Consider the following 22,837-nt stretch of genomic DNA (forward strand, 5'->3'; position numbering starts at 1 on the left):
TCCTAAAAGCTAAGGAAGTGAAATGCTAGAAAAACAAGATTTGGTGATGCTAGAAAAAATGTCTAATACATTGAAATTTTTATGTGCAGATATGGTGCAGCAGGCAAACAGCGGGCATCCTGGCGTTGCCATGGGGTTGTCTGATGTAATGAGCGTACTAGGGATGCACTTAAAGATAAATCCCAAAAATCCCACCTGGATCAATCGCGATCGGATTGTCTTTAGTGGTGGACATGCATCTGCGCTTATTTATGCACTGCTGCATTTGTGGGGATTTGATGTAAGCTTGCAGGATCTCAAAGCCTTTCGTCAAAAAAATTCTAAAACTCCTGGGCATCCAGAATTTGGACACACAGAGGGTGTAGAAATGACCACAGGTCCCTTAGGTCAGGGTGTGGCCAATGCAGTGGGATTTGCACTTGGAGCAAAGTATGCGCAAAAGCACTTTGGAAGTGCCATCGATCATAAAGTTTATTGTATTTGTGGGGATGGGGATTTGCAAGAGGGCATTAGCTATGAGGCAAGCTCTATTGCAGGACATCATAAGCTTAATAATCTTATTTTGCTCTATGATAGCAATCACATCACTATTGAGGGGGATACAAGCATTGCTATTAGCGAGGATATTTCTCTGCGATTTGTATCTCAGGGATGGGAAGTCTTGGAATGTGATGGACATGATTTCATGGCTATTGATGCGGTGCTTAAACGTGCAAGAGAGGGGGAAGATGCACAGGGGCAAAAGAAACCAACGTTGATTATTATGCATACCAAGATTGGTAAAGGTGCAGTGGGGTTAGAGGGCAGTCACAAAACCCATGGCGCACCCCTGGGAGCAGATGTAATCAAAGCCAGTAAAGAGGCCCTAGGATTTGATGGCACACAAAGCTTCTTCATCCCTGAAGATGTGCTGCTGCGTTTTAGAAATGTCGCAGAGATGGGAGCTAGTGCCAATAAGATCTGGCAGGATCAAAATCAAGATGCACAAAAACACATCCAAGCCTTTGTGCAAAGGGATTTTTCAAAAATTATTTATCCCAGATTTGAAAAAGGTGAGAAAATCGCCACTAGAGTGAGCAATGGCAAGATTCTCAATGCTATCAGTGAGGCAGTGGCAGGATTTATCGGAGGGAGTGCGGATCTCTCTCCATCCAATAACACTAATCTAAACCACAGTCCCTCTTTCCCCGATGGGAAAAATCTGCATTTTGGCATCCGTGAGCATGCCATGGGAGGGATTAGTAATGGTCTGGCAAATTATGGATTATATCTGCCTTTTTGTGCGACATTTTTTGTCTTTAGTGACTATCTCTCTCCCAGCATTCGCATCGCAAGCATCATGCGCTCAAAAGTCTTTTATATTTTTACTCATGATAGCATTGGGGTTGGTGAAGATGGAGCCACGCATCAACCCATCGAGCAATTAAGCCATTTTCGAGCGATGCCAAATCTCATTGTCTACCGCCCTGCAGATGCCAATGAAAACATCTCTTGTTGGAAGCATGCGCTGCATTATCAGGGTCCTTGCATGTTTGTACTTTCGCGCCAAAATCTTGAAGTTTGCACGCCCCAAAATAGTGATATATCCCAAGGTGCATATGTGCTAAAGCAGACTAAAAATGCCAGAATCACTTTGCTTGCCAGTGGTAGTGAAGTCTCTTTGGCGCTTAGAAGTGCGCAGGCTTTAGAGAGCGAGGGAATTACTACGGGGGTGGTGAGTGTGCCAAGCCTTGATCTCTTTCTTGCCCAAGACAAAGCAAGGCAGAGGGATATCCTTGGTGATGGTAGAGTGTTAGCTATTGAAGCAGCGCGCAGTTATGAATGGTATGCCTTGGCAGAGGATGTGGTGATGATGGAGGGTTTTGGCGCCTCTGCAAAGGGTGAGGAATTGTTTGAGAGTTTTGGATTTTGTGTGGCAAACATCCTCAAAAGAGCAAAGGCATTGCTTTGAAAGATCAAAAGCTTTATGTATTTTCTTCTAATCGTGCAGTTGGTGAGTTTTATCTGCGCTATGAGGGGGGCTTTGCTCCAAGAGCTATGGGGGCATATGAATTTTTTGAATTTTTTACAGGGGTAAAAGACAGGAAAAAAGCCCCGCAGTTTGTACTCAAAATCCTGCTTTTGCAAACCCTCTATGCCTACAAAAATACCCATAAACTCTTGCTTTTTGATAAAAGCTTTTTGGCGTATTTGGAGGGAATGAAATTTTTGCAAAAGTTTTTTGATGAATTGCTTTTGCATCAAAAGTCCATCAAAGACATTCAGGATCGAGATATTTATGAGGATTATGCAGAGCATTTGCAGATTTTGGAGGAGATTTATGAGGGCTATGAGGAGCGCCTTGGTGCCAATAAATTCTATAGCAAGTATTATGCGCAGGATTATGAGATTTTTACAGAGATGTTTGTGCCATTTGAGGGCATTGAATTTCATTTAGAGGGCATGCTTTCTAAATCTGAGCAGAGGGTCTTATTTGAGATTGCTAAGCAAAAACAGCTGGTTTTGCATTTTGATTGCGATGTGTTTAATCGAGGGTTTTTTGATTTTTTGGATCTTGCCTTGGAGTCAAACATGCACTATGCCCTAGATTTGGGACAGAAAAAAATCCTGCACTCTCACAGTACCAAGATCCCACAAAACCCGCGCCTCTATGCCTTTCACTCCAGGATTGCACAGGTTTCCTTCGTGCTTGATAAGGCTTTGGAGTGGCTAAAGCAGGGGCGGGAGAATGTGGCGTTAATCACGCCAAGTGAGGATTTTGTCAAATATTTGCGTGTGTTAGATGTGCATCGTAATTTCAATTTTGCCATGGGCATAGACATCAAGCAAACAAGCTATTATCAGGCATTTATCCAAGAAGAGATTGGAGAGAATGTCACTGCTTTGCGCAGTCTTTGTGAGGCTCTGCTCAAAGAGCATCCAGAATTCCAGCAAGAAATCCATCTCTTCCATGAGGAATTTTTTGCTGGACTTGATGAAATCAAAGGATTGATGGAGAGTTTTTGTATAGAGCAGATTTGGGAGTTTTATCAAATGGAGCTTGAATCCCTCAAGCTTAGTGACAAAAAAGGGGGTAAAATCCCTGTATATGGGATGCTAGAGACCAGAGGCATGAGCTTTGATGCGATTATCATCGTGGATTTCAATGAAGAAAAAATTTTTAATTTTGATGATAGCGATATGTTTTTGAATACCAAAATCCGCAAAAGTCTTGGCATCCCCACCTTGATGGATCATAAAAATCTTCAAAAGCATTATTATTATCAACTCATTAAAAACGCTAAAGAAGTGGACATTACCTATGTCAAAGATGACAAACCCCAAGCCCTTCATTTTCTCTCTAGCATCGTAGATGTCCTTCCAGGGGAATTTGACAAAAGCATTTTTTATTTTGACAAAAAGCCTTCCTATGTGGAAGATGATTTTTTTGGCGAGATTCCTCAAGATTTTGTTTTTAGTGCTAGTAGTCTGCGTACTTTTTTTGCATGCAAGAGGAGGTTTTTCCTCCGCTACATCAAGGGATTGCGTGATGTGAGCCAAAGGGATTTTTCTGCACAAAATCTCTTGCATGAAAGCCTGGAGAAGGCATACAACGCCCATCCTAATGATGTAATTGGCGCACAAAAAGAGTTTTATCATCTTGTGCATCAAGCTTCGTTGCAAGATCCCATGCAAAAATTTGCATCAGAATTGATGGTGAAGAATATGGATTCATTTTGGAAGCAGGAGAGGGAGCATTATCAAAAATATCGTTTTTATGCAGCGGAGTATGGCTTTGAGGCAGAAATTTTGAAACATAAATTCAGCGGCAAGATTGATCGGGTGGATTATGATGAAGAGAGTGCTAGTTATGTGGTGGTGGATTATAAATTTGGCAAAAAAATCCATCAGAGCATTAACGAAAACACCAGTGATTTTCAATTGATTCTCTATGCCATGGCTTTAGAGAGTGAGGGGAAGAGTGTGGAGGCTTGCTTGGTGTATGATATCAGGGGTGAGAAAAAAATTTCAGTGAATCTAGAAGAAGGCAGGGAAATTCTGCAAGAGCGCATCAAGGAGTTAGATGGGGAGATGGAATTTACTCAAAATTTCAAAGAATGCCATTATTGTGAATTCAAAATGCTCTGCAATCAAGCATGATCTCATTGGAATTCCTTCATCGCTAAGTAATTTCCCTTCCAATTTCATCATACCAACATGTCGCAGGCTTGTAATATCATGCTCCAATTCCCATCTCCACAACGCCAAAATGTGGGGAATTTTTTATGCGCGAGGACTTTTGTAAGCAAATAATATGTATCTAGCTTTTTATCTCATCGTGCTAGCAGCACTTTGTCAATACAGCAAAACCATGCACAAAACCAATCACACCGATGTGTTTGGGTGAGGCTTGTTATTCTTTTTTGCTGGGGATGGTGAAAATGGGAGTGTCTTTATTTTTGCTGGATTTTTTGATGTCTTCTATCAGCGTGGTGATGGGGGTGAGGGGGTTGCTATCTAGATAGATGTTGGTGAAGCTCATAGATTGGATCAGAGAGAAAAAATCCGCATTGGTCTTGGCGATGATGGTGGCATTGCATTTGCTCTCTGACATGATTTTGATTTTTAGGGCAGATTCGAGCTTTGGGTTATTGATATAGATGAGTGAGGTTTTTTCGTATTTTTGTTTGTAGCGCAGATAGTTGTCATAAGCGCTTTTGTCATTGGCATTGAGCTTTTCTTTGTCAAGATTTTGCAGATACATCCACAAAAAAGTCATCGCACAATAGGATCCTGAGATATTTTTATTGAAAAAGGTATTGTGTACGGGGGTGGATTGCATGGCAAGCTTCCAGATGAAATTATCCAAATCCGTAGCACAGATGTCGAGCATCTTTGTGATTTTTTTAATCAATATGAGACGGGCTTGTTTGAATTCCTTTTGGAAACCTAGCACATAGCGCTGGCGGAATACCTCTGTGATGCTTTGCAGTCTTTTAAGGCATTCATCCAATGGTCTAGCTTCCTCATCGGCCTTGGAGATTTGCTGCTTGAGACTTTTTAATCTATGTTCCAGCGCCTTGAGATTCTTAGTGTTTCGTGCTCCTATTTTGGCATAAATGCTCTTCATCTCTGCGATATGGGCTTTGATGCTGGATTGAAGTTGGGAGATTTTGTCATTGAGTCCCGAGATGGCATGCACGCTTGCCTGATAAAACAGCTGATCCTCCAAAAAATGCTCTTCAAAGAGCTTGCTTAGATCAATTTTGTCATTTTGCATAAAAAGATCATAGAAATGATTGAGTTTATTAAGGGCCTGCATACGCTCCAAAAATACATCCATGGTGATATTTTTATCCGTGAAAATTAGCATATCAATTGCCTTGTGCAAGAAGCGCTTCATTTGGAAGTAATCTAGTAGGGGTTCTTGTGTGTTGGGAAATTCTTTGGCGATGAGGTTGATGGCGTTGTTTTCTTGAAAGAAATATTTCTCAATACATTTTTCTATGCTGACATCAAGGGGAATATCTTGGATGGTAAAAAAATTGGTCTGCTTAAAGATTTTTTCGATAATGTCTGCTTTAAATTCATATTCTTTGTTTGCGAGTTCTTCATCTGTATCTGTCTTCCAAAAATCAATCTCTTGGATATGAAAATCCTCTGAAAATCCTTGATATACAGAGGCCTTGGCATGGGTGACATAACCATTTGTATTATGTCGAAACTCCACTAGCATCCCAGGAACGGGCAGATGCTTGCTATCCCGCCAGCTGTCTTTGCGGAATTCAAAAATTTTTTTGGAATGATTGACAATCAGACCAATCCCACTCGCAGCAGAATATTTTAAGATTTTTCCATGCACGCTGAAATCCCCTTGATTACTTTTGATTTTTGAAGCATTTTGCAATAGATCCCAAGATCGCGATATGACTCTGGGATTGCAGCATAAAGCAACACGACCCAAACAACACCCAAATGGGATCGCGACGCTATCAAAACATGACTGCAATCAACGCATTCTAAAAGCGCTCATTATAGCAAAAAATCCCAATCAAATGCGCCTGCCTGCATGATTTGGCTTGTCTGTGAATGTGTTATAATTTGAGAAAAATTCTCAAGGATTCTGTGATTAAAAAGATATCTATTTGTCTGTTTTTGGCTTTTTTCTGTCTATTTTTGTCTATAGCGACTTTTTTTGGTCCAAGTGGGGCGGTGGGGAATTTTGGCAAGGGATTTAGCAATTTCAATTTTATGGTGTTTGGATTTCTTGCGCCCTTCTATCTGCTTTTTCTCCTCTATCCGCTTTTTCTCTATTACAAAAATAGTGTTTTCTCTTCTAGGGATGTGCGAAAAATCAGTGCAGGAGTTTTGATTTTTGTGGTTTTGTTATGCCTGCAATACTTATGGCTAGGCAGGGGGGAACTAGCTAAGAGCATGGTGGAGGGCGTGCGTCCTTTTATTGGGATTTTTGGAGTGTATGTGTGCTTGCTAATTCTTTGGGTATTTGCTTGGACCTTGCTCTCTCTTGCAAATTTTTTAGCCACGATGTCAAAAATTCTGATTTTTGGCATGAGGGCTTTGGAGGCATTGGGTGCAAGATTGCAAGAAATGGGGGCAATCATCCTTGATAAAAAAACTAAGTGGCAGGAAGAGAGAAGGGCAAAAAAAGAGAGTGAGGCAGAAATTCGCAAATCCATGAAGGATTTCATGCCAAACTCCAAAAAGCAAGTAGATTTGCCAAACCCAGAGTCACAAGCCCTAACCCAAGATTTTATGCCACAAAATCAACAAGAAACAAAGAATAGAGAGGATTTTGATGAGGAAGAGTTTTTGGCATCAGAGGTAAAGACCTTCTATCATGTAGACATTCCCAAGCAAAACAATCCCAAGGGGGTGGTCTTGCGAAGTGCACAGAATCTGCCAGAAACAGATTCTGTGGATGCGCGCACTCTCCTTCATCAAAGGCGTATCAAGGCAGAAAGTGCAGGCTTACTGGATTTTGCTCTGAAGCAAACAAAAAATTCTCTATCGCCTAGGGATTTGGCACAAAATTCGCAGATGCAAACAAGAAATTTGCTTGCAAAAATGCAAAAGATTGAGCAAATCTTGCAAGAAGATACGCCAAGTCCGCAAAATCCCAGTGGGTCGAATTGGGCTGGGGTGGAATTCTCTAGAGCTTCCCCTGCATCAAATCCTGGCAAAAATGCCCACAATGTCGCAACTTCTTCCTCGGGATTGGATTGGGATGGAGTAAATTCCCTTTCTCAATCAGGTCTCGCAGCTAGATTGCAGGATTTGGCCTCAAAAAATCCATCGCAGGATTTTTCTGCAGAGTCTGGCCATGCACTAGAAGAAAATCCAAATTCTTTGCAGGATTACAACCAGCCTCACCAAAATGAACACTCTTTAGAGCAAAATTCTTCTGCCCAGCCATTTGAGTGCTCTGAGATTTTTGGATTGGATGGAAGAGCGGTGCAGGATAAAGGGGGTTTGGCACAAGAGCTCCCCAACCAAGAGATCGTCAAGGAGAGCGAGCAATTCCCCTTAGATAAGAGTGCGCAAACAACACAAGAGCACGCCCAAGAGCAAAACAGCCTAAAGGATTCCTTTAGCAGGGAATTTGCCTACAAAAGCAAGTTTCAGATTCTCACAGAGGTGAGCGAGAATGCCCAGATGCTAGAGGGCTTAGAAAAAGGGGAGAGAGAAAAGCCCAGAGATTATGTTTTGCCAAGCTTGGAGCTGCTCTCCAAGCCTCCATTGCAAGAGGCGAGCATCAATGAGGAGGAGATTGACAAAAAAGCTCAAAATCTCCTAGAAAAGCTCAACACTTTCAAAATTGATGGGGATGTGGTCTCCATTTGCTCAGGGCCGCTCATTAGCACTTTTGAGTTCAAGCCCGCCACACATATCAAGGTCAATCGGATTTGTTCTTTGAGCGATGATTTAGCAATGGCACTCTCTGCGCAGTCCATTCGCATTCAAGCGCCAATTCCTGGAAAAAATGTGGTGGGCATTGAGATCCCAAATTCAAGCTTTCAAACCGTCTATATGCGAGAAATCTTAGAGAGTGAAATTTTTCAAACAAGTGCCTCGCCCCTTGCCCTAGCACTTGGCAAGGATATCGCTGGCAATCCTTTCGTGGCAGATCTTAAAAAGCTCCCCCATTTGCTCGTGGCAGGGACGACGGGAAGTGGCAAATCTGTGGGGGTCAATGCGATGATTCTCTCCATGCTCTATCGAAATTCTCCCGATCACCTGCGACTCATTATGATTGATCCCAAGCAGGTGGAATTTAGCCTCTATGAGGACATTCCCCATCTGCTCACCCCCATCATCACAGATCCAAAAAAGGCCATCACTGCGCTCAATCAAGCCATCAGAGAAATGGAAAGTCGCTTTGGCATGATGCGCCAAATCAAGGTCAAAAACATCGAAAATTACAATCAAAAATGCAAAAGCCTAGGGCTTCCCCCGCTGCCCTATTTGGTGATCATCATCGATGAGCTTGCAGATTTGATGATGACAGGGGGCAAAGAGGCAGAGACGCCCATCATTCGTATTGCACAGATGGGAAGGGCAAGCGGCATGCACCTCATCATTGCCACCCAGCGACCCAGCGCAGATGTGGTGACAGGCCTGATTAAAACCAATCTGCCCTCTCGCATTGCCTTTAAGGTGAGCAACAAGATTGATTCTCGCGTGGTGATTGACACAGAAGGTGCTCAAAGCCTGCTTGGCCGCGGGGACATGCTCTTTTCTTTGGGGGGTGGGATGCTTACAAGGATCCATGCGCCATGGAGTAGCGAAGAGGAGATCGAGGCAATCGTAAGCGAGATCAAGGCGCAGCGGGAAGTGGAATATGATCAGGATTTTGATGTGGAGGGTAGGGAGCTTCTGCCAAGCATTGAGGGGAATGATGATCTTGCCAGGGCCAAAGAGATCATCCTCTCCACAGGCAAGACTTCCATAAGCTTCTTGCAAAGGCAGATGGGGGTGGGATATAACAAGGCTGCAAATTGCATCGAAGAGCTGGAGCGGCAGGGATTTTTGTCTGCAGAGGATGCCAAGGGCAGGCGGAGCATCATTGGCAGATAGCCCCCATACCCTTGAACCCTTGAAGCATTGTGCTTTTACTTGGTTTTTGCGTGTCTATTGGTTTGGGATTTTGTTGGATTTTAGGCGATGTTCGCAAAAACCTGCGCGCTGCATGATTTTATGCCCCTTGTTTGATTTTAGGCCTTTGCTTGGTTGCGCACCCCGTGTAATCTTCTCACCAAAATCTATGCCAAAAATCTCGCTCACAAAATCCCAAGCGCTCTGATTGAATCCGTCCTGAAGTTTCACGCCCTATGCTAAATCGCGCAAAAATTGCTATATGCTCGAAAAAATCGCAATCGCGCCCCACTCTCCATCAGGCATAAAGTCTCACAATTCTTGCAAAGCTTTGCACTACTTGATTCAAATTCTGCTGCCTTCCAATTCAAGCGCTTTGAGCAAAATCCTCGCACGGATTTCCTAACCCCTAGCAATCAATCCCTGTGGCTTATTGATTCATTCCTACGCACCCAAAAAACTCCCACATAAAAAATCTCGTTCAAAAATCTCATACATCACTCAATTCCACGCTGAAATCGCGCAAACTAAAGCCCGCTCTCATCCCTCTAGGAGTTTTTTGGTATGCAGATAGAGGGCTTGTTTTGTGGGATTTTGCTTGATTTGGCGCACGAAATAACTCCCTGCAACAATGATGTCTACAGAGTCTTTGATTTGTTCAATTTGCTCATGAGTCTGTATCCCAAATCCCAGTGCGATTTTTTGGTTGGAGTTTTTGCGAATGCGAGCAATGTAGCGCTCTAGCGCATCATCGATGGTGGTTTTTGAGCCCGTGATCCCAAGCCTAGCCACAGCATAGAGGTAGGGGCAGTTGCTCTGCTGAGTAATTTCTTTCATGCGCGCATCACTCATATTAGGGGTAATGAGTTCTATGACAAAAATACCCATTTTCTTGGCATGGGCGCGGAGACCTTCATCCTGGTGCAGAGGCAAATCAGGGATGATCAATGCCTTGGCTCCAGAGCGTTTGGCCTGCTTGAGAAAACCCTCTATCCCATAGCGAAAAATAATATTTGCATAAGTCATGATAAGGATTTGAGCCTTTTTACTTAGCGCTTCTATGATTTCAAACCCCTGTTGCACTTTGAAGCCATTTTGTAGCGCGAGATTGCATGCGTGCTCAATAATCTCTCCATCAGCGCTGGGGTCAGAAAAGGGGAATTGGACTTCTAGATATTGTGCCCCTCCCTCAATGATGCCAAGAGCAGATTCGATGCTTTGAGCTTGGCTGGGATAGCCCCCTATGATATGTCCCATCAATGCGATGTTCATTAGACCTCCTTATGTGCGTCTTTTATGCGCGCGATTTCTTCTTGCAAAAATTCCGCCCAGATTGCGGGTTGCAAATGTTTGGCCGTGATAAAAATATCCTTATCTCCCCTGCCAGAGATGTTGATGATGATTTTTTTGCCCTGGTGGTTTTTGCAGAGCTTCATGGCTCCAGCAAGCGCATGGCTGGATTCAAGGGCTGCAATGATGCCCTCATGCTTGGCAAAGAATTTCAAGGCCTCTAGTACCTCATTATCTGTGGCAGAATCAAATTTCACGCGCCCAATACTGCCTAGATGTGCGAGCTGGGGCCCAATGCCAGCATAATCTAGCCCGGCGCTGATGGAATGGGTGGGTGAGAGTTGGCCCTCATCATCTTGCAAGAAGATGCTTTTATATCCTTGGGCAATCCCCACATGGGCATCTTCTGTGCCCTGCATCCGCGCTGCATGCTCACCTCTTTGCATTCCTCTGCCTCCAGCCTCAACGCCAATGAGCTGCACTTTTTCTTTGAGGAATGCATGAAAAAATCCAATCGCATTGCTCCCCCCACCTACGCATGCCACCATAAAATCTGGCAAGCCCTTGAAGTAGTACTTCACTTGTTTTTTGACTTCTTTGGAGATGATGCTTTGCAAATCCCTCACGATATCAGGGTAGGGATAGGGTCCCAGCGCGCTGCCTAGCACATAAAAGGTCTGATGCATATCCTTGCTCCATTCCCGCAATGCTTCATTGACTGCATCTTTTAGCGTTTTGCTTCCAGAATCTACGCTTCGCACTTTTGCGCCAAAAAGCTCCATATTTAGCACATTGGGGCGCTGTCTAGCCATATCGATGCTTCCCATGAAAATTTCACATTCCAGCCCTAGTTTTGCGCAAGCACATGCAGTAGCTAGTCCATGCTGTCCTGCGCCAGTTTCTGCGATTACGCGAGTTTTCCCCATTTTTTTGGCAAGCATTGCCTGGCCTAGGGCATTGTTGATTTTGTGCGCGCCTGTGATGGCTTGACCTTCCAATTTCAGATACACATCATTGTGGAGGATTCTGGAGGCATTGCGCGCATACACAAGGGGTGTGGGTCTGCCGATGAAATGTTTACAGAGTTCATCAAATTCCTTTTTAAATTCCTTGGAGGCAAAGATGCTGTGGTAGGCCTCTTCTAGCTCTTTGAGGGCAGGGTAGAGGATCTCAGGGACATATTGTCCGCCAAATTTTTGCTTACCAAAAAAGGTATTTTTGGAATGCGTGTAGAGTTTCATCAAATCTCCTTTGTGGGTGTTGTGGGATGAGATGGGGAATTTTTGGAGTTTTTTGCGCGGTGGGCATGGATTTTTGCAAAGACCTCTTGCATTTTTGTAGGATCTTTTCTGCCAATTTCCCCCTCAATTTTGGAATTGATATCTAGCATTTTGACACCTAGATCTAGCAGGGATTTTACATTGTCTGGGCCAATCCCTCCAGATACAAAGAGATTTTGCCCATTTTGGGCTAATGTCTCTAGAGATGCGAGGTCTATGGCCTTGCCACTTCCTCCTTTTTGTGCGCTTTTGCTATCTAGCAGCACAAAGGGCAGATATTCCTTGCTGGGAAAGTCAGAGGGTTTTTCATAATTGATGCAAATATAATGATTAAAATTTGCCCGCATGAGATCTTCTTTGCCAAAATAGGGCAGCGCGCTTGGTGCATGCAACTGCAGTGCATCAAGTAGATTTTGTGCGCATAATTCCTTTGCCTGGCGCAAGTCCTCATCATCTTCTAATAAAACGCCAATTTTTAGCACATGGGGATAGAGGGTCTTTAGCGCGCGCGAGATTTGTTTGATGGCTTTGATGGAGATGTGGCGCGGGCTAGACTTGGGGAAAATAAAGCCCAGCATGTCTGCACCCATTTTGCAGGCAAGGAGTGCATCATCAAGATTGGTAATGCCACAAATCTTGATTAGGGGAGGGTTTTGTGTGAGTCTTTGGAAAATCTCTGCATAGAATTTACTCTCATTTTTTTGTGCTTTTTGGTAGGAGGAAATGAGGCCAGAGAGTTTGTTTTGTTGGTTTTTTACAAAATAGCTACCACAAAGCATGCCATCAAAGCCACATGCCCCGATCATATAGCCATCAAAATCGCTCTCAATGCCAGATTCAAAGATAGTTTTTATCCCCTTGGGGATTTGCTCTTTGAGCAGGATTCCTTTTTGTTTGTGGATTTCAAAACTGTGCAGGGATCGCATATTGATCCCAAGAATCTGAGGCTCATAGGGGAGGATGAAATCAAGTTCTTCTTGATTGTGGATTTCAAATAAAGGCGTGAGTTTGTAAGAGAGAATCTCTAAGAGTAGGGCTTCAAAAGCTTTTCTATCTTCTAAAAACATTGCAATAATGACTAATACCATGTCTGCACCCATACGGTAGCTGATTTCTGCTTCTTCTTTGAATTGCAAAAAATCTTTGCGCAGGATCGTGGCGTTTTTGTGAGCATTTTTCACGGCCACAAGATCTGTGATGCTACCTTGAAAATGATCCTCTTCTGTAAGCACGGAAATCGCCCCCGCCCCACAATCTAGATAAAATCTTGCGAGTTTTACAGGATCGTTGATTTCTCCAATCTTGCCGCTGGATGGCGAAGCGCGTTTGATCTCTGCGATGAGAAGTGGGGAGGAAAATCGCGGCGGGCAGAGCGGGGTGGTACGCTGCTTTGGAATCTCATGCCCCAATGCAAAGCCTAGTTGCTTGATTTTTGCACTTCTTTTCTCTGCGATCTGGCGTAAAACTTCTATCATAATCCTTCCTTTTGATAAAATTTCTTTGATTTACCCCCCCCCTATATTTACCCCCCCCTATATTTTGTGCGATGTTTGCATGATGGTTGCATCACTCCTTGCATGATGCAAGCTATTCTAATGGATGGCTAGCCAAAGATAATACAGCAAAAAAGCCAAAATGCCACAAAAATACGCGCTTTTTGTGTATGATTCCAAAGAATTTTTGACAAGGAAAAATGATGGAATCACAGCTTATGGGCTTGGCAATTGAGACGTATAAAATTACCCTAATTATTTCTTTGCCTATTTTGTTCGTGGGGCTTGTGGTGGGGCTTGTGGTGAGTATTTTTCAGGCTACCACCCAAATCAATGAAATGACGCTTTCTTTTGTGCCAAAAATCTTGGCTGTCATTGGGGTGATCATTTTCACCATGCCCTGGATGCTCAATATGCTCATGGATTACACCACAAGATTAATCAATCTCATCCCCAGCTTTATTGGCTAGCATGACTAAAGAAATTGATTTTTCTAGGTATTTGAGTCTCAAGATTGGTCCCAAATTGCCTGTGCATGTGATCCAAAGTATGCAGGATTATGATAGAAATTGGAGGATTTTGGGGTTTGGATGCAATCTCTTGGTCTCCCCAGAGGCAAAAAATCTCGCTATTTTGGGCAAAGAATTTGATTATATCAAGGATTTGGGTGAGCAGATTGAGATTGGCGCTAGCACTTCTAGTGCTAAAATTTTCCGCTATTTCAAAGATAATGATCTTTTGGGATTAGAGTTTTTGCGCTCCTTGCCTGGGAGTTTGGGGGGATTGGTAAAGATGAATGCGGGGATGAAGGGCTATGAGATTAAACTTTTGCTAGATTCTGTAAATATCGATGGGGAATGGAAAGAGGCTAGCGAGCTTGGTATAGAGTATCGGAGTACAAAAATTTCTGGAGTAATTTTTGCTGCGAGGTTTTTGAAAAAAAGGGGGTTTCGATCCGAGCTTTTGTGCGCATTTGCTGGTATGCGCAAAAGTCATCCACGCCTGCCAAGCTGTGGAAGTTGTTTCAAAAATCCTGCGGGTGATTTTGCTGGGAGATTGCTTGAGCTTGCAGGCTTGAAGGGGTATTTCATCAATGGAGTTGGTTTTTCAAGACAGCATGCGAATTTTTTGGTAAATGAAAGCAGGGGGAGTGCTACTTTTTGTGCTGCAAAGAAAGTGATTGAGGAGGCACAGCAGAGGGTGGAGAAGGTTTTTGGCATAAAATTACAAAGAGAGGTTATAATCCTAGAATGATATCACTTAAGCAAGGAGATAGCATGAAAACCACAAGGATGTTTTTGGCTTTTGGATTTTTGTTCAGCACCCATCAGCTCTTTGCTCTGCCATTTGGTGGCATGGGGAATGTCTCTGCAAGTATGGGAGGTGCGGGAGTCGCTTTGAAAAATTCTGCATGGGGCCTGTATTATAACCCCGCATTGCTGGGTACTGGCAAAAAAGCTCGTTTTGCCTATAGCTTTGGTGCGAAAATCAGAGAAAATAATCTCCTATCCCTTGGTAATGTGGATGTGAAAAATCTCCAGAGCCTGCCTGATAGTGTCGCAGGACTCTTTGGCACTGCCGGGAAAAACATCAAGGCTGCCAGTGCCATCAGAGGAGCGAGTTTGGTGGGTGCAAATCTCACAGGCGCTGATGTTTTGGTAGCAGCCAATGGTGGAAATCTGAGTCTGCCTGGTGGAGTTTTTGGCGATGTGATACAAAAGCTTTTGGGAACCAAGAATGGGCAAACACCTACAACAGCGGATTTGACAAAATTTCTTGATGGGATTGCGGGGACTGTCGCAAATAATGGTGCGGCAGCAGGTGCAGCAGGTGTGGGAGGAGGCGGGACATTGGATGATGCGATCAAAAAATTTCAACAAGCATTCAAAGACAATCCCCAAAAAGTTTTAGATGAGACCAAGGGAAAGCTTTTGAAGGCCAATGCAGAGGCTGGAAATAATCCGCTGCTTGGTTCTATCATCGCGAATTTCAATGGTAAGAATATTGAAAAAGTCGCAGATTTATTAAAAGAGGCGACAAATGACAATGGTAAGGATCTGGATGTCTCCAAGGTCCTTGCAACTCTTGGTGGCGTTACAGTTTCTCGCTCGGGGAATGCGTCGCTAGACAAGGCGATCAAAGATATTAATTTGATCCAAAAGACATTGCGCCATAATAATTTTTCTCTTTCCACACAAAATGGTCTGGTATTTCAATCTCGGCCAAATGAGGATGTTGGCGGATTTGGAGTAGGGATTTTTGTTAGTGGATTTGCTAGTGGATCGGCGAATTTTGACAAGAATCATGATCGTATTATCGTGGATGCGGGTGGAAAATATATCGATCTTGGGATCAGTGGCAATGGAATCACTCTTAGCTCTACAGATCAAAATGCATATAATAACAACTCGATTTTTAGCAGCTCTGCTAGCCACCATGTTAGTGTTGCTGGGTTATTGCTTGGCGAGATACCTGTTGGCTATGGGCATAGCTTTAGCGTGGGTATCGGGGAGCTGAGTGTTGGGATGACACTCAAATACATCTATGGCATGGGTTACAAAGTCTCAAGAACTGGGGGATTCAATGAGCTAGCTAAGGTCAGTTTTTCCTCCAAGCCGGTTGTGTCACAGAATTTTGGCATTGATGTGGGAGCGCTCTATAGCTTGAAGGGTTTTTCCATCGGGGTTGTGGCTAAAAATGTCAACAATCCTAGGATGAGGATTAGTGAGACGCAAAATATTTATTTGAACCCTCAGGTGAGGGCGGGTGTCTCTTATGAATGGGGGATTATGACATTGGCCTTTGATGCGGATTTACTTCCCAATAACACTCTCTCCTATGCTGCACCAAAGACACAGATGATCGGGGGCGGCGCGATGTTTGATCTTAAATTTGTAGACCTTCGCTTCGGCGCGATGCAGGATCTTAAAAATCTTTCCAATGAGGGGTTGATTCTCACAGGTGGTATTAATCTCTTTGGATTTTTGGATATTGCAGTCCAGAGCAATATGCATCTCACACAAGTTAGAGGATATAGCCTTCCGAGCTATTTCAGTGTAAAAGTTGGCGGTACTTTTAGCTGGTAAGGAGTTTTTATGCCATATGTTGATGTGAAGGTAGCAGGAAAATTGACAATCGAGCAAAAGCGTGAAATTGCAGGCGAAATTGCTGCAACTCTAGAGCGCGTGGCAAACAAGCCTAAGGAAAATGTTTATATCTCTTTTACAGAATTTGATAGAGAGAATTTCGCCAAGGGCGAACATATCTTGAGTGATTTGGACAAAAAAAGCCAATCTTAATATAGGGTGTGTGCCCCTGTCCCTTGCTAAATTTTGATACGATGATTGCCAAGTTTTAGGGTGTGCAGCCTTGCAAAAACCTCAGTGGTAAAAGACGTATAAGGCTTTCAAAACAAGATAAAACCCCCATGGATAGGACTCCAAAAATCATCACAAACCAGTGTGAATGCGATGAGTTGTCATAAAATCTCAAGGCTTTGGGGAGGCTAGGAGTCCTTTTAGATTTCCCAAAATGAGATTTGAAAAAGCAAAATTAGTTTTTTTCTATATAGTTTTGGATTTGCTCTAAAATGATGGGGGAGATTTGGAGTCTGAGCTCTAGGATGCTCATAGGGAGTTTGGAGTCTTGTAGCTTGACCTCATCTTTTTGTGTGACTAGCAAGGAGGTGGCATGGAGTTCTTGCATTTTTTTCTGCAAAAATTTCACATCAAATTCGCTGTGATCCTTTAGGATGATCTTGCCTATAACATCTGGCAAAAAATCATTAAGTCTAGAGGGATTAGCAATAGCAGTGACTAGTAGCATATGTGGTGTTGGGTTTTTGAGACTGACTTCTCGTTTGTAGTCGCGATCTTCTTGCACGAGGATGTCTGCATGTTGATAGAGCTTGGGATTTTCTCGATAAATCCCGCTGGGAATACAAAAGGGAAAATAAGGCTCAAGTTTTGGGCGTAGCAAAATATTGAGTTTTTTGTAATTAAAGCGAAAGCCATCATCCAAAAAAATGATCTTTGCACCCAATTCCTTTGCTTTTTCTATGGCGTGCTCTCGCTTTTCGCATACAATGACACTGGCATTTTTTAGTTTGCTGGCAAAGAGGTAGGCCTCATCCCCAGCCCTCTTTTGGCTTACAAGGATTTTTCCTTGATGACTTACTACAAGCAACCCCTTGCTCTGCCGTTTGTAACCCCTAGAGATGATGGCAACATCAGGAAATTTCTTTGCTATTTCTAGGATAAATGGCGTCTTCCCGCTGCCTCCCGCGATGAGATTGCCAATACTGATGATAGGAATGCCAAAATCTTGGAATTTGCTAGTTTTTCTGCGCAGAGTCGAGATGATAAGATAGAGCAGGCTAAGGGGTAAAAGGCAAAGTGCAAGGAGTTTTTGTGCAAATGTGGGTTTGTAAAAATAGCGATCCAAAAAACCCATAGCCTTAGGCCTGATAGATGATGGGGCTTTTTTGTTTGAAGCAATTTTTGAGGATGCGCGTAGTGATATCTTCTACCATTTTGGCATCAAAGTTTTGCCCAATGAGCGCTTTTTGATCCATGAGGGAGAGATCGGGAAAATTCGTGTGAATTGCCTCAAGCAGAGGATCAATTTGTGCGTAGGTGTATCCCAGCTCCTTGGCATCAGATTGATCGGGGTAAAGGTCAGCACTTGGCTCCTTTGTGAGGATGGAGTCAGGCAGTTCTAGTGCTTTTGCTAGCGCAAAAATCTCAGTTTTAAAAAATCCACCAATGGGATTGATTGCATAGGCTAAATCTCCATAGATCGTTCCATAACCAAGCATTAATTCGCTTTTATTGGAGGTGCCAATGACAAGAGCATTTTTTTGCATGGAATAATCATAGAGGATATTCATGCGTATACGCGCGAGAAAATTTCCCAGTCTCAGCGCTGAAGGTTTAGGTGTGTCAAAATCCTTCTCATTGCGTGTAAAAATCTCTTCATAGGGTGCGATAGAGTGCACGATATGAGGGATTTCAAAATGCTCACAAAGGATTCTTGCATCTTCTAGATGCTGCTTGCTTGAAGAGAGGGTGGGCATGGAGATGGCTAGTGTGGTATTAGGAAAAGCATGCTTACACAGCACTGCCACTACCGCGCTATCAATCCCTCCGCTAAGTCCCAAAACCACAGAATGAAAGGATTTGGCTTGTAGGGTATTTTTGAGAAAAAGAAGGATGTTTTGGATGGATTTTGGAGAGAAATGGGTTTGCATAATCTCTTTCTAGCCCCCTAAATTTTGGGTTTTTGGTATTTTACAAGAAAAAAATCAAAAAAAGCATTAAAGAAAGTCTTTAAACTTACGATTTTGTGTTTGACCAAAGGCAAGGATGCTTTTGGATTTTTTTATTTTAAAGGAGTAACAAATGGCTTTTCAGGTAAATACAAATATCAATGCTTTGACTACACATACTTCAGCGGTTGCAACTCAATTGGGTTTAAAAAACTCTCTTGAAAAGTTGAGCTCAGGTTTGAGAATTAACAAGGCAGCAGATGATGCTTCTGGCATGACCATTTCAGATAGCTTGCGTTCACAAGCAAGTGCTTTGGGACAAGCAATTAGTAATGCTAATGATGGTATTGGAATCATACAAGTTGCTGATAAGGCGATGGATGAGCAGCTCAAGATTCTTGACACTATTAAAGTGAAGGCTACACAGGCAGCACAAGATGGACAGTCTCTAGAATCTAGAAAGGCGATCCAGTCTGATATTATCCGACTGATTCAAGGGCTTGATAACATAGGGAATACGACTTCTTACAATGGTCAGTCATTGCTTTCTGGTCAGTGGACAAATAAAGAATTCCAAATCGGTGCCTATTCCAATCAAAGTATCAAAGTCTCTGTGGGTTCTACAACTTCTGATAAAATTGGACAGGTAAGAATCAATACAGGCGCGATGATCACAGCGGCTTCAGAGGCCACTTTGACATTCAAGCAAATCAATGGTGGAGAAAACATCACTCTTGAGGGTGTAAAAATCTCTCACTCTGTAGGCACAGGTTTGGGAGTTTTGGCCGAAGTCATCAACAAAAACAGCGATAAAACTGGCATCAGAGCAAAGGCGAGTGTCGAAACCACATCAGATAAAGAGATTATGTCAGGAAATTTGAAAAACTTGACAATCAATGATGTAAATATTGGGAATATTGTTGACATTAAAAAAGGAGATGCTGATGGTCGTTTGGTTCAGGCAATCAATGCTCTAACTTCAAGTACAGGAGTTGAGGCTTCCACAGATTCTAAGGGTCGCTTGAATTTGAGAAGTGTGGATGGACGTGGTATTGTGTTAAAAGCAGATGCTTCAAAGGATGATGGTGATGGCAAATCTGCTCCTATGGCAATTGATGCAGTCAATGGTGGTCAAAGCATTACTGATGGTGAGGGCGCTGCTAACTATGGTAGATTATCTCTTGCAAGACTTGATGCCAGAGACATTATATTGACTTCAAGCGATAAGCCTGATGAAAACAAGTTTAGCGCTATTGGTTTTGGTGATAATAATGTCGCTATGGCTACAGTGAATTTGCGTGATGTGTTGGGTAAATTCGATGCTTCTGTGAAATCTGCAGCAGGGGCGAATTATAATGCAGTTGTTGCCAGTGGTAATTCAAATCTTGGTGCTGGTGTTACTACTTTGGTGGGTGCGATGCTTGTTATGGATATTGCAGAGTCTGCGCAAAAAACACTGGATAAAATCCGCTCCGATCTTGGTTCTGTTCAAGGTCAGATGGTAAGCACAGTAAATAATATTTCTGTAACACAGGTGAATGTCAAAGCAGCTGAGAGCCGCATTAGAGAAGTTGACTTTGCTGCTGAATCTGCTGAATTTAACAAGTATAACATCCTTGCACAGTCTGGAAGTTATGCCATGAGTCAAGCAAATGCTGTTCAGCAAAATATTCTAAGACTTCTAAGTTAATTATCATTCCTCTCTTGGAGGGGGAGGAGTGGATCTTCTAATAAAATTATTTTTTGGGATTTTTTTTGTTTCAGAGTAGTTATGAACTTTTCATTGCCTTGGAGAAAATGAATTTATTAGAAGATCTTCCCCCATACTGGTGGCCCAATGCGCATTCTTTTGAGGTGGTGGTCGGAGCAATTCTTACGCAAAATACAAAATGGGAGAATGTAGAGAGGGTGCTTGAGAATCTCAAAAGGGCTAATATCTTACTTGATGATAATGAAAAAAGTTTGAAAAACTTCGCATCAAGCGATGCGCTGCTCATTGCCTCTCATATTATCCCCAGTGGATTTTTTCGACAAAAATCTGTGCGTCTTGTGATGCTGGCAGGGAAGATTTTGGAGTTTTTTGGGAGTTTTGGTAATTTTTGTGAAAATGTAGATAGGGAGTGGCTGCTGGAGCAAAAAGGCATTGGCAAAGAGAGTGCAGATAGTATTTTAAATTATGCTTGTAATCGTCCTGTAATGGTGGTGGATAGGTATACACAGCGCCTAGTAAGTGCGCAGGGCTATGAGTTTGAGGATTATGATTGTCTGCAAGAATGGTTACAAGATGGGATAGAGTCACATTTCTCTAAAATGCAAAAATACCAGGATTTGAGTCAGATTTATTCGCAATTTCATGGAATGATTGTAGAATTTAGCAAGAGAAAATTGGAGCTAAGATGACAAAGACGCAACAAAATCCCGCGCAATATTTTAAATCATTGCTGCAGGAGAATGGGATTGCAAAAGAAGCATTGGAAGTTTTTGCTCAAATTTGTGCCATCCCGCATCCAAGCGGTGATACCAAGGCGCTGCAGGAATGGATCTGTGAGCAGGTGCGCCCTTTTTGTGATATTGTGAAAATTGATGATGTTGGCAATATTTATTGCAGCAAGGGAGTGCCAAAAATTTGCCTGCAGGCCCATTATGACATGGTGTTAGTGGGTAAAAAAGAGCCCATTGCATTACGCTATGTGGACCAAAGTATGGGAGCGGTGGATTCGAGTTTGGGTGCAGATAATGGTGTTAGCGTAGCATTGATGATTGTGCTTTTGCGATATTTTGAGCATTTTGAATGTGTATTCACCAATGATGAAGAGATTGGATTGCTTGGGGCACGTGGCTTGGATCTTCCTATTTGCGCAAAAATCTTATTGAATCTTGATTCTGAATTTTTTGGGAGTGTGGTCGCGGGTTGTGCTGGTGGATTTATCCTGGAAAACATCCTGACTCTCCCCCAAGATGAGGGGAAATATCCCTATGCCTATAGGATTTGTGCTCAAAATTTTTTGGGAGGGCATAGTGGGATAGACATTCACAAATCGCGTAAAAATCCTATTTGCGAATTTTTCCATCAGTTTGCTCCTGTGCGGTATGGTATCTATTCTCTGCGTGCTGGGGAGTTTCACAACTCCATCCCTGTGAAATTTGAAATCGAGCTTGCTGCAGATAGGGAATTGGATGGATTTTTGGATGGATCTTTGGAGAGCTTTGAGATCCAAAAAATCCATCCACCAGCAAAAAAGATGTATGCAAAGTTGGAGCTAGAGAGCTATATTTGTGCACTGCAGCATGGAGTTTGGGAAAGGGATCTCTATGGAGTGAGCAATTCTTTGAATGTGGCAATGATAAGACAGGAAAATGAGAATTTTACCATTGCATTAATGGGCAGGGCAAATACCAATGGGGCTTTGCAGAAGAATCTGCAAGCTCAAATTTTACTTGCAAAAAAATATCATTGCGTGAGCAAAACTACAGAAATCTACACCCCCTGGGAGATCTCACAAGATATCTTGAATTCAGACTTTTTGGCAGTAATCAAAGAGGCCTTTGCTTATCGGGCCATGTGTGTGGAAACCCTGCATGCGGGACTGGAATGTGGTGTTTTGGAAGAGCGATTGGGGGAACTTGGGATTAAGGGCCTAGAGATTCTCTCCATAGGGCCTACGATTTTTTATCCTCATTCCCGGCGCGAGGTCCTTGATGTGCCAAGTTTCTGTGAATTTAGCGATGTGGTGGAGAGGGTGATGGCACATTATGCAAAAGCTTGAGTATGGCGTAATTCTCACAGGTGGCATCGCCAGTGGAAAGAGCACGGCCATACAGATTATCAAAAGTCATGGCTATGACGTAATCGATGCAGATAGCATCGCGCATGACATTCTTGATGACCAAAGTGAGGTTGTGTGCCAAATCTTTGGGGAGGATGTGATGGTCCAAAATAGAGTCGATCGCAAAAAGCTTGGTGCCATTGTATTTGGCGATGCGAGCAAGCGGGTGGTTTTGGAAAGTTTCTTGCATCCCAAGATTTTTGAAAAGATCAAAGAAGAAGCGCTGGGACTGGAAAAAGAAAAAAAGATTTATTTTCTAGACATTCCGCTGTATTTTGAAACACAAAGGCGCTATGAGGGAATGGGTGTGGTGTGTATCTATGTGGATGAGAAGACCCAGCTTGCTAGATTAATGCAGCGTAATGTCTTGAGTGTGCAAGAAGCAATGCAGAGAATCTCTGCGCAGATGTCTCTAGAGAAAAAACGAGAATGCAGTGACTTTGTTATTGATAATTCTGGGAGTCTTGAATGGCTGCGTTTGCAGGTTTTGGAGCTTATCGCAAAGCTAGAGTTGTTGAACAAAAATACCAAAGCAACAAAGTGAGCGCAGATCCTTGGCGAGGTTTTTAACTTTCTTAATTGGTGAGT

Annotated in this window: 18 protein-coding genes; 12 read left to right on the forward strand and 6 right to left on the reverse strand. The window is 42.9% G+C overall.

The genetic code is table 11. The annotated features are described in order from the left end of the window. The first annotated feature begins 22 nt into the window (after nt 1-22). Together tkt and DQN48_RS03105 are read left to right on the forward strand one after the other, a co-directional pair. A complete protein-coding gene (gene tkt, locus DQN48_RS03100; protein WP_013022915.1) occupies nt 23-1,951 on the forward strand; it encodes a transketolase in 1,929 nt (642 codons plus the stop codon). Then, on the forward strand, nt 1,948-4,140 hold the full coding sequence (locus tag DQN48_RS03105; protein WP_013022916.1) for a RecB family exonuclease: 2,193 nt from the start codon (nt 1,948-1,950) through the stop codon (nt 4,138-4,140). The genes tkt and DQN48_RS03105 overlap by 4 nt, the downstream gene beginning before the upstream one ends. Nucleotides 4,141-4,393: 253 nt before the next feature. Here the strand turns inward: DQN48_RS03105 and DQN48_RS03110 are convergent, their stop codons facing one another. Beyond that, nucleotides 4,394-5,887, reverse strand: a complete 1,494-nt coding sequence (locus tag DQN48_RS03110) for a hypothetical protein (protein ID WP_013022917.1) — start codon at nt 5,885-5,887, stop codon at nt 4,394-4,396. 269 nt (nt 5,888-6,156) lie between these two features. Between DQN48_RS03110 and DQN48_RS03120 the strand changes: the two genes are divergently transcribed. Beyond that, the gene (locus DQN48_RS03120; protein ID WP_231902624.1) at nt 6,157-9,075 is read left to right on the forward strand and encodes a DNA translocase FtsK; all 2,919 of its coding nucleotides are present in this window, start codon (nt 6,157-6,159) and stop codon (nt 9,073-9,075) included. Between the two features lie 273 nt (nt 9,076-9,348). Continuing rightward, on the forward strand, nt 9,349-9,564 hold the full coding sequence (locus DQN48_RS03130; RefSeq protein ID WP_041913098.1) for a hypothetical protein: 216 nt from the start codon (nt 9,349-9,351) through the stop codon (nt 9,562-9,564). A gap of 69 nt (nt 9,565-9,633) precedes the next feature. Here the strand turns inward: DQN48_RS03130 and trpA are convergent, their stop codons facing one another. Genes trpA through trpF form a run of 3 tightly spaced genes read right to left on the reverse strand, consistent with a single transcriptional unit; the run spans nt 9,634 to nt 13,138 of the window. Then, nucleotides 9,634-10,365 (reverse strand): tryptophan synthase subunit alpha, encoded by a 732-nt coding sequence (gene trpA / locus DQN48_RS03135; protein WP_013022920.1) that lies wholly within the window; start codon nt 10,363-10,365, stop codon nt 9,634-9,636. Next, on the reverse strand, nt 10,365-11,624 hold the full coding sequence (gene trpB, locus DQN48_RS03140; RefSeq protein WP_013022921.1) for a tryptophan synthase subunit beta: 1,260 nt from the start codon (nt 11,622-11,624) through the stop codon (nt 10,365-10,367). Before trpB ends, trpA begins: the two co-directional genes overlap by 1 nt. Next, nucleotides 11,624-13,138: a bifunctional indole-3-glycerol phosphate synthase/phosphoribosylanthranilate isomerase gene (gene trpF / locus DQN48_RS03145; RefSeq protein WP_013022922.1), complete on the reverse strand. Its 1,515-nt coding sequence runs from the start codon at nt 13,136-13,138 to the stop codon at nt 11,624-11,626. Before trpF ends, trpB begins: the two co-directional genes overlap by 1 nt. A 221-nt stretch (nt 13,139-13,359) precedes the next feature. Between trpF and fliQ the strand changes: the two genes are divergently transcribed. From fliQ to DQN48_RS03165, 4 genes are read left to right on the forward strand one after another with little or no spacing between them, the layout of a single operon-like run. Continuing rightward, the gene (gene fliQ, locus DQN48_RS03150) at nt 13,360-13,626 is read left to right on the forward strand and encodes a flagellar biosynthesis protein FliQ (protein ID WP_041913100.1); all 267 of its coding nucleotides are present in this window, start codon (nt 13,360-13,362) and stop codon (nt 13,624-13,626) included. A 1-nt stretch (nt 13,627) separates the two neighbouring features. After that, a complete protein-coding gene (locus DQN48_RS03155; protein ID WP_013022924.1) occupies nt 13,628-14,410 on the forward strand; it encodes a UDP-N-acetylmuramate dehydrogenase in 783 nt (260 codons plus the stop codon). A gap of 23 nt (nt 14,411-14,433) precedes the next feature. Next, a complete protein-coding gene (gene traF, locus DQN48_RS03160; protein ID WP_013022925.1) occupies nt 14,434-16,242 on the forward strand; it encodes a conjugal transfer protein TraF in 1,809 nt (602 codons plus the stop codon). 9 nt (nt 16,243-16,251) lie between these two features. Then, on the forward strand, nt 16,252-16,455 hold the full coding sequence (locus tag DQN48_RS03165) for a tautomerase family protein (RefSeq protein WP_013022926.1): 204 nt from the start codon (nt 16,252-16,254) through the stop codon (nt 16,453-16,455). 253 nt (nt 16,456-16,708) lie between these two features. On the opposite strand, the gene DQN48_RS03170 is transcribed toward DQN48_RS03165, so the two are convergent. Then, the gene (locus tag DQN48_RS03170) at nt 16,709-17,608 is read right to left on the reverse strand and encodes a tetraacyldisaccharide 4'-kinase (protein WP_013022927.1); all 900 of its coding nucleotides are present in this window, start codon (nt 17,606-17,608) and stop codon (nt 16,709-16,711) included. A 4-nt stretch (nt 17,609-17,612) separates the two neighbouring features. Further along, a complete protein-coding gene (locus DQN48_RS03175) occupies nt 17,613-18,404 on the reverse strand; it encodes an NAD+ synthase (RefSeq protein ID WP_013022928.1) in 792 nt (263 codons plus the stop codon). A 151-nt stretch (nt 18,405-18,555) separates the two neighbouring features. Between DQN48_RS03175 and DQN48_RS03180 the strand changes: the two genes are divergently transcribed. The 4 genes from DQN48_RS03180 to coaE are packed head-to-tail and all read left to right on the forward strand — an operon-like array spanning nt 18,556 to nt 22,793. Continuing rightward, nucleotides 18,556-20,112, forward strand: coding sequence for a flagellin A (locus DQN48_RS03180; RefSeq protein WP_013022929.1), 1,557 nt, complete (start codon nt 18,556-18,558; stop codon nt 20,110-20,112). Nucleotides 20,113-20,165: 53 nt separating this feature from the next. Further along, nucleotides 20,166-20,822 (forward strand): 3-methyladenine DNA glycosylase, encoded by a 657-nt coding sequence (locus DQN48_RS03185; protein WP_013022930.1) that lies wholly within the window; start codon nt 20,166-20,168, stop codon nt 20,820-20,822. After that, entirely contained in the window at nt 20,819-22,189 is a 1,371-nt protein-coding gene (locus DQN48_RS03190; protein ID WP_013022931.1) for a zinc-binding metallopeptidase family protein, read from the forward strand. Before DQN48_RS03185 ends, DQN48_RS03190 begins: the two co-directional genes overlap by 4 nt. Continuing rightward, complete coding sequence (coaE, locus tag DQN48_RS03195; protein ID WP_013022932.1) at nt 22,176-22,793, forward strand: dephospho-CoA kinase; 618 nt, start codon at nt 22,176-22,178, stop codon at nt 22,791-22,793. Before DQN48_RS03190 ends, coaE begins: the two co-directional genes overlap by 14 nt. The last annotated feature ends 44 nt before the right edge of the window (nt 22,794-22,837 follow it).

This window comes from Helicobacter mustelae, from assembly GCF_900476215.1.
In the GTDB taxonomy this organism is placed as follows: Bacteria; Campylobacterota; Campylobacteria; order Campylobacterales; family Helicobacteraceae; genus Helicobacter_H; species Helicobacter_H mustelae.